This is a genomic window from uncultured Megamonas sp., from assembly GCF_958438645.1.
GTDB lineage: Bacteria > Bacillota > Negativicutes > Selenomonadales > Selenomonadaceae > Megamonas.
Genome location: NZ_CAUBSM010000001.1, coordinates 200,889 through 214,359, shown reverse-complemented (window position 1 = coordinate 214,359; position 13,471 = coordinate 200,889). Strand labels below are relative to the sequence as shown.

10 protein-coding genes are annotated in these 13,471 nt (G+C 30.9%); all 10 read left to right on the top strand.

Features of this window, described 5'->3' with window-relative positions:
* Positions 1-36 precede the first annotated feature (36 nt).
* On the top strand, positions 37-384 hold the full coding sequence (gene rpoE, locus Q5I67_RS01030) for a DNA-directed RNA polymerase subunit delta (protein ID WP_018999104.1): 348 nt from the start codon (positions 37-39) through the stop codon (positions 382-384).
* Between the two features lie 33 nt (positions 385-417).
* A complete protein-coding gene (locus tag Q5I67_RS01025; RefSeq protein ID WP_302486094.1) occupies positions 418-2,025 on the top strand; it encodes a CTP synthase in 1,608 nt (535 codons plus the stop codon).
* Positions 2,026-2,231: 206 nt separating this feature from the next.
* Positions 2,232-3,575, top strand: a complete 1,344-nt coding sequence (locus Q5I67_RS01020; protein WP_302486093.1) for an MFS transporter — start codon at positions 2,232-2,234, stop codon at positions 3,573-3,575.
* Between the two features lie 369 nt (positions 3,576-3,944).
* Entirely contained in the window at positions 3,945-4,844 is a 900-nt protein-coding gene (phnD, locus tag Q5I67_RS01015) for a phosphate/phosphite/phosphonate ABC transporter substrate-binding protein (protein ID WP_302486092.1), read from the top strand.
* A gap of 98 nt (positions 4,845-4,942) precedes the next feature.
* Positions 4,943-6,304 (top strand): ATP-binding protein, encoded by a 1,362-nt coding sequence (locus Q5I67_RS01010; protein WP_302486091.1) that lies wholly within the window; start codon positions 4,943-4,945, stop codon positions 6,302-6,304.
* On the top strand, positions 6,297-6,944 hold the full coding sequence (locus Q5I67_RS01005; protein ID WP_302486090.1) for a response regulator transcription factor: 648 nt from the start codon (positions 6,297-6,299) through the stop codon (positions 6,942-6,944). Before Q5I67_RS01010 ends, Q5I67_RS01005 begins: the two co-directional genes overlap by 8 nt.
* A 203-nt stretch (positions 6,945-7,147) precedes the next feature.
* Positions 7,148-10,453 (top strand): transcription-repair coupling factor, encoded by a 3,306-nt coding sequence (gene mfd / locus Q5I67_RS01000; RefSeq protein WP_302486089.1) that lies wholly within the window; start codon positions 7,148-7,150, stop codon positions 10,451-10,453.
* Between the two features lie 193 nt (positions 10,454-10,646).
* Positions 10,647-12,104, top strand: a complete 1,458-nt coding sequence (mazG, locus tag Q5I67_RS00995) for a nucleoside triphosphate pyrophosphohydrolase (RefSeq protein ID WP_302486088.1) — start codon at positions 10,647-10,649, stop codon at positions 12,102-12,104.
* A 219-nt stretch (positions 12,105-12,323) separates the two neighbouring features.
* Complete coding sequence (locus tag Q5I67_RS00990) at positions 12,324-12,599, top strand: HU family DNA-binding protein (RefSeq protein WP_008538666.1); 276 nt, start codon at positions 12,324-12,326, stop codon at positions 12,597-12,599.
* A gap of 106 nt (positions 12,600-12,705) precedes the next feature.
* A complete protein-coding gene (locus Q5I67_RS00985) occupies positions 12,706-13,464 on the top strand; it encodes an SDR family NAD(P)-dependent oxidoreductase (RefSeq protein WP_302486087.1) in 759 nt (252 codons plus the stop codon).
* Positions 13,465-13,471 lie beyond the last annotated feature (7 nt).

Sequence of the window (13,471 nt, the reverse complement as noted above, 5' to 3'; positions counted from 1 at the left end):
TAATGATTGTAAATGATAATTAGGAGGAAATACTTAATGGATTTTCTGCATAGTTCAGAAACAGATGTAGCATACTATATCTTAAATTTAGCTAATAAACCTATTTTTTTTAAAGACCTTATTTTAGAAGTAATAGAAAAAAAATGTAAACCAGTTCAATCCTTATCTGCTTCTATATCTGAAGTATATACACTTATTAATATGGATGCTCGTTTTCAACATACAGGTAATGGTATGTGGGGTCTTGTAGAATGGAATCCACCAGAAACAAAACGTAGCAGTGTTTCTAGTAGTTCTTCTAGTGCTAGTAAGATGAAAGCAATGTCCAATAGACGTCGCACTTCCTTGTTAGAAGGCATTCAAGACGATACAGATAAAGCATAATTTAGATATATAATAGAGGAGGAGTATTTTTAAATGGCAAAGTATATATTTGTTACTGGCGGTGTAGTTTCTTCTTTAGGTAAAGGTATCACAGCAGCTTCTTTAGGTCGTTTATTAAAGAGCCGTGGTATTAAAGTAACAATTCAAAAATTTGACCCATATATTAACATTGACCCAGGTACTATGAGTCCTTATCAGCATGGTGAAGTTTTCGTAACAGAAGATGGTGCTGAAACTGACCTTGACCTTGGACATTATGAACGTTTTATTGATATTAACCTTACAAAAAATTCTAATGTAACTACTGGTAAAATTTACTGGTCTGTATTGAATAAAGAACGTCGTGGTGATTACCTTGGTAAAACAGTTCAGGTAATTCCACATATTACAAATGAAATTAAACAACGTGTATATGACGTTGCTGCTCATGATGATGCAGATGTAGTTATCACTGAAATCGGTGGTACAGTAGGGGATATTGAAAGTCTTCCATTCCTCGAAGCTATTCGTCAGGTTAAAAAAGAAGTAAGTAAACACGATGTATTATACATTCATGTAACTTTAATTCCATTTATCTCTGCTGCTGGTGAATTAAAAACAAAACCAACTCAGCATAGCGTAAAAGAACTTCGCAGCATTGGTATTCAGCCAGATATCCTTGTTTGCCGTACAGAACAAGAACTTTCTAAAGATATGAAAGAAAAATTAGCTCTTTTCTGTGATGTAGATGCAGATGCAGTTATTCAAAATATGACAGCTTCTACAATTTATGAAGTACCTTTAATGATGCAAAAAGAAGGTCTTGATAAAATTGTTCTTGAAAAATTAGAAATGGATTATCGCCCAGCTCATATGGAAGATTGGGAACGCATGGTTCATCGTATTAAAAATCCTGCAAACAAAGTAAAAATTGCTGTTGTAGGTAAATATGTAGAATTGCCAGATGCATATATTTCTGTTACAGAAGCATTGCATCATGCAGGTATCTACAACTCTACAGATGTAAAAATCAAATGGGTTAATGCTGAAGAAATTGAAAAAGAAGATACTGATCTTAGCGATGTATTCGCAGGTTGCAAAGGTATCTTAGTACCAGGTGGTTTCGGTGACCGTGGTGTTGAAGGTAAAATTTCTGCAATTAAATATGCCCGTGAAAATAAAATTCCATTCTTAGGTTTATGCCTTGGTATGCAGTGTTCTGTTATTGAATTTGCTCGTCATGTATGTGGCATGGAAGATGCTCATAGCTCTGAATTCAATCCAGAAACAAATCATCCAGTAATTGCTTTGATGTCTTCTCAGATCAATGTTGAAGATAAAGGTGGTACAATGAGACTTGGTTCTTATCCATGTAAAGTAACACCAGGTACAAAAACTTATGAAGCTTATGGCAGTGAATTAATTCATGAACGTCATCGCCATCGTTTTGAATTCAACAATGAATTCAAACAAGAACTCACTGATGCAGGTCTTGTAATCGCTGGTGTTTGCCCAGATAATGGACTTGTAGAAATTGTAGAAGTAAAAGATCATCCTTGGTTTGTAGCTTCCCAATTCCATCCTGAATTGAAATCTCGTCCAAATAATCCACAACCATTATTCCGTGATTTCATAAAAGCAGCTTTAAATTTTGGTAAATAATAAAAATAAAAAGAGTAGAGAGTTATTCTCTACTCTTTTTTTGTTTTCCTTTCTATTTTTATAGGTAATATTCCTATAAGACTATCAGAAAAATTCTTACAAAAAAATCAGAATTTTGCCGATATAACAAATAAACAGAATATGAGATAATTAATTAAGAAATTATCGTGCTGGTAAATAAATTTATATGTAAGGAGAGCTACATTATGAAAAGTTTTTTTTGGAATCTTTTTAAAACAGCTCCAGATGCAGCATTAATCCAAGATAAGGATAAAGTAAAACAAAAATTTAATATGTTGCGTTGGCGAGTGTTTGTTTCAATCACAATTGGTTATGCCTTTTACTACATTATTAGACAGAGTTATTCTGTAATTAAAAAGCCTTTATTAGCTTCGGGAATTGTTACACCAGAACAAGTCGGTATTATAGGTTCTATATTCTTTGTTACTTATGGTTTAGGAAAATTTACAAATAGTTTCTTAGCAGATAGATTGAATAATAAGAGATTCTTCTCATTTGGTCTATTTATTTCATCAATAACAATGGTCGGCATGGGCTTAGTAAATTCATTTGTTCCATTAGCTATCTTATGGGGCTTAAATGGATGGTTCCAATCTTATGGTGCAGGTCCTTCTATCGTATCTTTGAATCAGTGGTTCAGTAATAAAGAACGCGGTACATTATATGGTATTTGGTTTACTAGTCATAATTTAGGTTCTTCATTTGCTTATTTTGCTATCGCTGCTGTAGTTAGTGCATATAGCTGGTCAATGGGCTTTATCGCAGCTGGTGTGATTTGTCTCATTGGTACAATATTCATTTATTTTGGTATGAGCGATAGACCAGAAACTCAAGGTTTACCAAATGCAGCTGTTTATTATGGCGAAAAAACTCAAGCTGAAGTAGACGCCATGAAAAAGAAAAAATTAAGCAGTATGCAGTGGGAAGTTGTTAAAAATCCAGCTGTATGGATTTTAGGTTTAGCTTCATTATGTTGTTATATCGCACGTTATGCTATTGAAAGCTGGGGTGTTGTATATTTAACATCTCAAAAAGGATACGACATGATGGGTGCAGCTGGCGTTATGGCTTATATGCAGGTAGCTGGTATTTTTGGTGCGTTATTATGTGGTTTAATTTCAGATAAATTCTTTAATCATAAAAGAAATGCTCCAGCATTAATATATGGAATATTATATAGTGCAGCAATTGGTTTATTCTTATGGGCACCACAGTCATTTACAATGGATATGATGTGTATGACTTTCTATGGATTTACAATGGGTGCTTTAGTATGTTACCTTGGCGGCTTAATGGCTGTAGATATTGTACCTAAACGTGTTACAGGTGCAGCAATGGGTATGATTGGTTTATTGAGTTATGCAGGTGCAGCTATTCAAGAATTTATAACTGGTAAATTGATGATAATTGAAGTTATCGATGGTGAAAAAATATATAATTTCACATATGCAGGTGACTTCTGGTTTGGTGCAGCTGTCGTTTCTACATTATTAACATTGTTAGTATGGAATGCAAAAGCTAAAGAATAAAAAAGCCTTCTAGATAAATTTAAATATAGCTCCTAATAATAAATTCTATTATTAGGAGCTCTTTATTTTGTGAAAATAGTATTTTTAGTTATATAATTTATAAGCTAGTGAACTTCTCCTATTTAAATTTACTTTGTATTTTTGGGTGGGAGTTTTTTCTTGGAAAGTAGTGGTTTTTATTAATCAATTATATTTATTAAGTATTTTTTATTAGTCACTTATTATTTTGAAAAAGTAATGGGGAAAATCATTGTATTATCTATAAAGATGGGTGAGGATTTATGTATTAGCTTAAAAGTTATTTGTTGATAAAAAAAAATTATGATAATATAGATAATATATAAATATAATATTTCAAGAAGGTATAAAATGAAAAGTTTTAAAATTATATATTTTATTTTAATTATATTAATTTTCTGTAATGGTTGTGGTAATAATGCCAATAAAATAGATTTTTCACAAGTACAAGAAGTTAATAACGGCAATTTAGTAGAGAAACAAATACCACTAAGAGTAGCATTTGCCTCAGTGATATCTCCGCAAGAAACGAGAAGAGCATATCAAATATTAGTTAAGGAATTATCTAAAGAATTAAATAGACCGGTTATTTTAATTCAAAAGAAAACGTATGATGAATTAAAAACATTATTATCTAATGGAGAGACAGATATTGCGTTTTTATCTACAGGGGCATATATATCTTATAAAGGAAGAGTTCCTATTGAATTATTAGCGATGATAAAAACAAATGGGACAATTTTTTATGATACATATTTAATCACATCTAATAATAGCGATATTAATAGTTTTGAAGATTTATATCATAAAACATTTGCGTTTACAGATCCTTCTAGTCTTTCTGGGAAATTAGTAGTGGATAATATATTAGCTACTAAAGGTACAAATGCCGAAGAGTATTTTTATCGGTATTTTTATACTTATAATCATGATAAATCAATTTTAGCTGTAGCAAATCATTTAGCTGATGCAGCAAGTATTGATAGTCAGGTTTATGATTATATTGTGGATACTAATCCAGATTTGATAAGTCAAATAAAAATTATAGATGTATTAGAACGGGCACCAAGTGGGCCAATTGTTATTCGTAAAGGTATGGAAGAGAAAGACGAAATTGAAAAGGCTTTATTTAATATTCATGAATCAAAAAAGGTAAAGGAAGCTCTTAATACAGTTATGATAGAACAATTTGTAAAACCTGATGAAGAATTATATAAAAAATTGAAAAAAAATTATAATATGGACAATTAAAAATGATGAATATAAAACGTAATAGTATATATTTTAAATTTAATTTATTAATAGTAGGAGCGATTTGCTTATGTGGTATATTAATGGGTTGTATTTTTATGTATACAACTAAGGTAATGTTAAGACAAGAATTAGATCAGTATGGAAAAGATACTATCTTAGCATTAAATATTGCTATTAATAATGATGTATTATTAGATAATAAATTTGCAATATATGAACAATTAGTAGATACTTTACATCAAAATGAACAAATAAAATATATTATTGTGACTTCTCCTGAAGGAAAAATAATTTCTAGTACTTTTGTAAAGGGATTTCCTGTAGGCTTACCTGTATATAGAGAAAAAAGTCAAGAATATGAAAATGAATTATTTGATATAGTAGTGTACGATAGCAATGAAGGAAATATTAGAGAATATATGTATACACCAAATAATAATATAATTGGTTCTATACGTGTAGGTTTAAAAGAAAGTATTATGTTGGAAATAATGAAAGAAAAATTTATACAAATTATATTAACTATTTTTATAATTTGTGTGGTTTCATCTATTTTGGCAACATATTATGCATGGCATTTTTTACAGCCAATAGAAATATTATCTAAAGCAGTGAAGGAAATATCCAAGGGAAATTATGATATATCTGTAGATAGAATAGGAAATGATGAACTTGGATATTTGATGCAAATATTTAATAATATGGCAAGGCGATTATCGAAAAAGGAAAGGGAAAATACGTATTTATTATCTGAACTAAGAAAAAAAGAAGAGCATAATAGTTTATTGATGGCACAATTATTTAGAGCTCAAGAAGATGAAAGACAAAGAATATCACAAGAGCTACATGATGGAACAAGCCAAACTATGGTGTCTATATTAACTTATTTGCGTATATTGCATGATAAATTGACAACAAAGGAACAGAAAGATTTTTTAGCAGGAATTAGAGAACTGATATCACAAACTTTAGATAGTATACGTGCTTTAGCTGTAAATTTACATCCACCATTATTAAAAGATTTAGGTTTAATTGTAGCTATTGAAAAATTTTTAGATATGGTACAACAAACATCTACAGATATAAAGATAAAATTTGAGTATCAGGGAGATTTTTCTAAATTGCCAGATATGCTGGCTTTAGTATGCTATAGAATTATTCAAGAAGGAATAACGAATATAGTAAAACATGCGAATGCAAGAAGAGCCAAAGTGAAAATTTTTTATGAAGAGACAAAAATAAGAATGGAAATAATTGATAATGGTATTGGTTTTAATGAAGAAACGGCACAAAGAGCAAAATTAAATCAACATTTAGGTCTTAGAAGTATGCAAAAACGCATAGAATTATTACAAGGAAAATTTGAGATAATTTCCAAATTAAATAAAGGAACAATAATAAAAATAACGATACCAATAGAAAACATATCGTCAAAGGGAGTTGTAGATTATGAGTAGAATTTTAAAAATTTTATTAGCAGATGACCATAGTATATTGAGAACTGGTTTAAAGTTATTACTTTCTACTCAAAATGATTTCAAAGTAGTAGCCGAAGCTTCTAATGGAAAGGAAGTATTAGATTTATTAGCTAAAGGTTTAGATGTAGATGTAATTTTATTAGATTTATCTATGCCTGTTATGAGTGGTCTTGATTGTTTACGAGAATTAAATAGATTACAAAAGATTTCAGAGATAAATGTATTAGTTTTAACTATGTATAATGAGCGTCAATATATTAAAGAAGTAATGCTATTGGGAGCAAAAGGATATTTGCGAAAAGACACTTTGGATACAGAATTATTTAAAGCTTTGAGGACTTTAGCTGAAGGAAAAAGATATTTAGCAGAAGGTGATGCTAGTATTTTATTAGATAGCTTGATAGATGTTCCTAAAAAGAAAGAAAGTTTATCTACTAGAGAAGAAGAAGTTTTGAATTATATTGTAAGGGGATATTCTTTATCTGATATAGCACAGAAATTATGTTTATCTGTTAAAACTATTTCAACATATAAGACGAGAATTATGACAAAATTGAATTGTAAACAAAATTCTGATTTAGTAAATTATGCTTTAAAGAATAATTTTTTAAATAAATAATTATTTTTGAGTTTGACTATAAATATATCTTATGAAATAATATAGTAGTTAAATTATATAGATTAAAATGATTTATTTAAATTTTAGGGAACGTATTTTATTAAATTAAAATTTTAAATAAGATTTTTTTGAGGACTGTACTATATAGTACAGTCCCCTTTATCGTATTTAGAATAGTTGATATAGAGAAGGTTGATAAATAGATGGATATACTATTTCCTGCATTAGCTAAAGAGACGACTTTGACTAAAATAAATGAATGTTTTAGACAAGATTGTGGACAAAATTATATTTATGGATTAGCAGGTTCGCAAAAACATGTAGTGATAGCTAATGCTTATAAGCAAAATCCTAAGGTTACAATAATAATTACTAATAATCAAGATAGTTTAGAAGAATGGTATAGTGATTTTTCTTCATTATTACCAGATGTTTCTATTTGGGATTTACCAGCATTAGATGTGATGTCTGTGAGTGCTACAGCGAAAAGCCTAGAGTTAAAAGCGAAGAGAATGAAAGTTCTAGGTATGCTTACACGAAAAGAGCCTAGTATTATTTTAGTGACAGCAAGTGCAGCAATGCAAAAAGATATGTCTCGTCAGGATTTTGAAAATTCTAGTATTCAAATAGAATTAAATAAAGAATATGATCATGACGGGTTTTTAGCACAATTAGTCTCTTTAGGCTATGAACGTGTAGATAAAGTAGAGCAAATAGGTCAATTTAGTGCACGTGGGGGAATTGTAGATATTTATCCTATAAATTCAGATACTCCAATTCGTATAGAATTTTTTGATAGTGAAATAGAATCTATTAGAGAGTTTTCAATCGATAGTCAACGTTCATTAAAGAGTATAGCTAATTGTGAAATCTTGCCATTGATGCAAATGGATAATACAGGTTCGCCGGCTATATTTTTGTCATATTTGCATAAAGATTGTAATGTTATTTTAGATGAACCCCTACATTTAAAAGAAACAGTGGAAGGCAATATCAAAGAAAATCCAGAGATAAAAGACGTTGTTTATGACTGGAATTATATTTTATCTTCTGCTAAAAAGCATAATATCATCTATATGTCTTTGATGATGCAAAGAGTATTAGATACAGAACCTGAAAATCTCATCAGCGTAGCTGTAAAATCTACAGCACCTTTTCAAAAGCAAATGCATTTATTAGGTGAAGAAATCAAAAACTGGTTGGAACAGGAAAATGAAATTTTAATTTGCTTAGGTGATAAGGAAAAAGTCGCTTATTTGCAAGATGTATTAGAACAACAAAAGATACCTGTATCTAGAGAAGTTAAGCCAACAAAATTAGCTAAAGATAGAGTTACTTTTATCGTAGGTTCACTTTTAAATGGTTTTGAATTCCCTCAATCTCGATTGGTGGTAATCACAGAAAAAGATATATTAGGTCGTCAAAAGAAAAAATTAAGACCGCGTCAATCAAGTAAAAATAAAAATAATAAAATAGTTCATTTTAGGGATATAAATATCGGTGATTATGTCGTTCATGTAAATCATGGTATTGGTAAATATATGGGTGTAGAAACCTTGACTATAGGCAATGTTCATCGAGATTATTTATATATAAAATACAGTGGCACAGATAAATTGTTTGTACCTACAGACCAAGTACATCTAATTCAAAAATATATTGGTTCAGAAGGAGAAGTTCCTCGTTTATCCAAAATGAATGGTACAGCATGGAAAAAAGCGAAGGCAAAAGCAAAAGCTTCTGTAGAAAATATAGCCAAGGATTTAATCAATCTTTATGCAGAACGCAAAAATGGAAAAGGCTATGCTTTTGCTCCAGATACGCCATGGCAAAAAGAATTTGAAGATGCTTTTCCTTATGAGGAAACACCTGACCAATTAAAAGCAATAGCAGAGATAAAAGCTGATATGGAAAAACCAGTTCCTATGGATAGACTTTTATGCGGTGATGTAGGTTTTGGAAAAACAGAAGTAGCCATTAGAGCCGCATTTAAAGCTGTAATGAGCAATAAACAAGTCGCTGTATTAGTGCCAACTACCGTATTAGTGCAACAACATTATCAGACTTTTAGCAATCGTTTTAATGATTTTGGGCCGAAAATCGGTATTATTTGTAGATTTAATAGCCCTAAAGAACAAAAGAAAGTTTTAGAAGATTTGGCAACAGGTCAAATTGATATCTTGATTGGTACTCATGCTATCTTAAATGAGAAAAAAGTGAAATTTAAAGATTTAGGTCTATTGATTGTCGATGAAGAACAGCGTTTTGGCGTAAAACAAAAGGAAAAAATAAAACGCATAAGTAAAAATATCGATGTATTATCCTTGAGTGCAACACCTATACCACGCACACTTCATATGTCTCTTGTAGGTGCTAGAGATATGAGCGTTATCGAAACTCCACCGCAGGAGCGTTTCCCTGTACAGACTTATGTAATTGAAAATAATGATACGATCATTAAAGATGCTATTAAGCGTGAAGTCCGTCGTGGCGGTCAAGTATATTTTATTTACAATAGAGTAGAAACTATAGATAAGATGTATTTGCATTTATTATCCATGCTTCCTGATGTAAAAATAGGGATAGCTCATGGTCAAATGAGTGAAGAAGAATTAGAAAGGGCTATGCTCAATTTTTATGAAGGAAAATACGATATTTTATTGGCTACAAGCATTATTGAAAATGGTTTAGATGTATCAAATGCCAATACTATAATTATCTATGATGCAGATTATTTTGGTCTGTCTCAGCTCTATCAGATGCGAGGCCGTGTAGGTCGTTCTAAACAGATGGCATTTGCATATTTTATTTACCAGAAAGATAAAATCTTATCTGAGATGGCAGAAAAGAGATTACAGGCGATAAAAGAATTTGCTCAGTTAGGTTCTGGTTTTAAAATAGCTATGCGAGATTTAGAAATTCGCGGTGCTGGCGATTTATTGGGTTCTCAGCAACATGGTCATATTTCTAGTGTAGGTTTTGAAATGTATTGTCGTCTATTAGAAGAAGCTGTAGAAACTTTACAAACTGGTAAACCACCAAAAGAAGTAATAGAGCCACTTATTGAATTAAAAGAAGATGCTTACTTAGACGGAGAGTATATCAGTGATGCTACAAACAAGATAGAAGTATATCAGCGTATAGCTGCAATACGAACAGAAGAACATGCAAGTCAATTAGAAGAAGAGTTAGTAGATCGTTTTGGTGCTTTGACAGAACCTGTAAAGAAATTAATGCAAGTAGCTCGTTTGAAAAATTATGCAAGAAAATTAAATATAAAATCTATTATTGAAAAACCAGCATTTGTGGAAATAAGTTTTGCTCAAGCACCAGAGATAAATCCTGAAAATATAATTTCATTAAAAAATTATTTTGGCAATTTATTAAAAATGGTTCCTAAACAGAATTTATTGCAGATAAAAATAACTCCTATCAATAAAAAACATATAATAAATTTATGCTTAAAAGTAGTGAAAATATTAGTGGGAGAAAAATTACAAAAAAAATAATTCCTATAAAATAATAAAAAATGAAGCAAAAGCAAAAAAAATTGCATTAAAACCTTATGAAACCTTAGTTTATTGCAATCTTTGATTGACAAATCACTTTTCTTGCTTTATATTTATAGTAATCACAATCCATAGTAACCGCACGGTTTTCCACAGCGGTTACTTTTTTTCTGAAAGAAGTGGAAGGTATAATATGGGACAAATAACAATTGTAGGCTTAGGACCAGGCGATTTTGGTCTTATTACTTTAGATACTTGGGATAAAATAACAAATACAGATAAATTGATTTTGCGTACTGCTATTCACCCTACAGTAGCTGAATTAGATAAACGAAATGTAGTTTATACTTCTTGTGATGAATTTTATGAACAAGGGGCTTCTTTTGATGATGTGTATAATAGCATTGCTCAAAAATTGATTGAAGAAGCTAAAAATGGTCATGATGTAGTATATGCTGTTCCAGGTAGTCCACTTGTTGCAGAAAGAACAGTAGTGATTATCAGACAAAAAGCCAAAGAAGCTGATGTAAAATTAAACATCATGCCAGGTATGAGTTTTATGGAAGTTTTATATCAGCGTTTAAATATAGACCCTATTGATGGGCTTACTATTTTAGATGCTTGCGATTTAGAAAACTTGCCAAGTGAAATGCCATCAGCACTTGTAATCACGCAAGTATATAATCAGCATGTAGCTTCAGATACAAAATTGACTTTGATGGAAAATTATCCAGAAGATTATCCAGTAACATTCATTCGCAATTTGAGTTTGCCAGATGAAGAAATTCGCGAAATTCCTCTATATGAATTAGACCGTCAACCTCATATTGATCATTTGACAAGTTTATATATAGGAAAAATGCCAAAAAATGAGCAGACTTTTGATTTAGAGCCACTAGAAGATGTAGTAAAAACACTTCGTAGTCCTGGCGGTTGTCCATGGGATATCGTGCAGACACATAAATCTCTTCGTCGTAACTTGATTGAAGAAGTTTATGAAGTTATTGAAGCTATAGATTTAGAAGATGAAAAATTGCTCTGTGAAGAACTTGGCGATTTATTGATGCAAGTAGTATTCCATGCTCGTATGGCAGAAGAAGCTAAGTTATTCTCCATGCAAGATGTTATCGATGGTATAACTGAAAAATTAATTCGCCGTCATCCACATGTTTTCGGTGATGTCGATGTAAAAGATGCAGGCGAAGTTTTAGCTAATTGGGAAGCTATCAAACAAGCGGAAAAAACAGAAAGAACTTCCATATTAGATGGTGTGCCAAAAGATTTACCATCACTTATGGCTGCTTATAAATTACAACATAAGGCAGCAAAAGTAGGTTTTGATTGGCCAGACATTGATCCTGTATGGGATAAATTAGAAGAGGAACTTCGTGAATTAGAAGAAGCCATTGTTGATGGACAAAAAGAAAAGATAGAAGAAGAATTAGGAGATGTTTTATTTACAAGTGTAAATATTTCTCGTTTCTTAAAAATAGATCCAGAAGTAGCTTTAACTGGCACAAATCGCAAATTTAGAAGAAGATTTTCCTATATTGAAGAAAAAGTAAAAGCTAAACAACAAAATTGGGAAAGTTTATCTTTGATTGATTTAGATGAATTGTGGCAAGAAGCTAAGCTTCAAGATGAAAAATAATTAAATAAATATAAATAAGGACTTGATTAAGTCCTTATATGATGAGATAATAAGGTGGTTTTATAATCTCATGATATAAGGATTTAATGTTGTGAAATAATCCTTACAAAATAAGAGTTTTGCCGTAATTTATATATAAATTAGACTCTTATTTAGAGGAAATACCTCTTTAGCGGCGAACAATTATATTTGATAATAATTTTAAAGGAGGCTATCTTCGTGAATAAATCCGAATTAGTAGCAAGTGTTGCTGAAGTAGCAGAATTAACAAAAAAAGATGCAGAAAAAGCTGTTAACGCTGTTTTTGCAAGTGTACAAAAAGCTCTTGTTGAAGATGACAAAGTACAAATTATTGGTTTTGGTACTTTCGAAGTTAGAACTCGTGCAGCTCGTAAAGGTCGTAACCCACAGACTGGCGAAACTATCGAAATTCCTGCTTCCAAAAACCCAGTATTCAAAGCTGGTAAAGCTTTAAAAGAAGCTGTAAATCAGTAATTCTTAATTGAATAAACGTTAAGAAATGATAAAGTCGAGTTTTTAATATCACGTGATATTTAGACTCGGCTTTATTTTTTAGAATGATGAAGAAATGGTGAAGTTTATGGAGAAAATAGCTTTAATCACAGGTGGGACATCTGGTATAGGTCTTGAATGTGCTAAAAAATTTTTAGTAAATAAAATAAATGTGATTTTAGTAGGTAGAAATAAAGATAAATATATAGAAGCTAGAAAATATTTAAAATCATTTATTACAAAAGATGTATTTTGCGACTTTATTCAAACAGATATCAGCAGTGCTAAAAATTGTAAAACCGTCATAGATACAGTGATTGAAAAATATAAAAAACTAGATATTTTAGTGAATAATGCAGGGATTTATCTGGAAAATGCTATTGAAGATGTAGAAGAAGATGAATTTGATAGAATTATAAATATAAATTTAAAAGGAGCTTATTTTTTATGTAAATATGCTGTTCCTCATTTGAAGAAACAAGGAGAGAATGCTTCTATTGTAAATGTATCTTCTGATGCGGGGATTAATGGAAATTTCTTTTGCAGTGCATACTGTGCTTCTAAAGGTGGGTTGACTGTATTTACAAAAGCTTTAGCCTTGGAATTAGCACCGTATAAGGTCAGAGCAAATTGCGTTTGCCCTGGAGATATAGATACACCTCTCACGCGAAATCAGTTTGTAGGCGATGTGGAAGAAGGCATAAAAGAAGCGAGTAGTTTATATCCTATAGGAAGAATAGGCAGACCAGAAGAGGTAGCGAATGTAATTTATTTTTTGGCAAGTCCAGAAGCTAGTTTTGTAACAGGGGCTGTATGGAGCGTTGATGGCGGAATTACAGCTTGTTAAATAAAAG

Excerpts from the sequence above, each read along its gene's own strand:
- phnD (WP_302486092.1), top strand. The coding sequence starts at position 3,945 with ATGAAAAGTTTTAAAATTATATATTTTATTTTAATTATATTAATTTTC.
- Q5I67_RS01005 (WP_302486090.1), top strand. The coding sequence starts at position 6,297 with ATGAGTAGAATTTTAAAAATTTTATTAGCAGATGACCATAGTATATTG.
- mazG (WP_302486088.1), top strand. The coding sequence starts at position 10,647 with ATGGGACAAATAACAATTGTAGGCTTAGGACCAGGCGATTTTGGTCTT.
- mfd (WP_302486089.1), top strand. The coding sequence starts at position 7,148 with ATGGATATACTATTTCCTGCATTAGCTAAAGAGACGACTTTGACTAAA.
- Q5I67_RS00985 (WP_302486087.1), top strand. The coding sequence starts at position 12,706 with ATGGAGAAAATAGCTTTAATCACAGGTGGGACATCTGGTATAGGTCTT.
- rpoE (WP_018999104.1), top strand. The coding sequence starts at position 37 with ATGGATTTTCTGCATAGTTCAGAAACAGATGTAGCATACTATATCTTA.
- Q5I67_RS01025 (WP_302486094.1), top strand. The coding sequence starts at position 418 with ATGGCAAAGTATATATTTGTTACTGGCGGTGTAGTTTCTTCTTTAGGT.
- Q5I67_RS01010 (WP_302486091.1), top strand. The coding sequence starts at position 4,943 with ATGTATACAACTAAGGTAATGTTAAGACAAGAATTAGATCAGTATGGA.
- Q5I67_RS01020 (WP_302486093.1), top strand. The coding sequence starts at position 2,232 with ATGAAAAGTTTTTTTTGGAATCTTTTTAAAACAGCTCCAGATGCAGCA.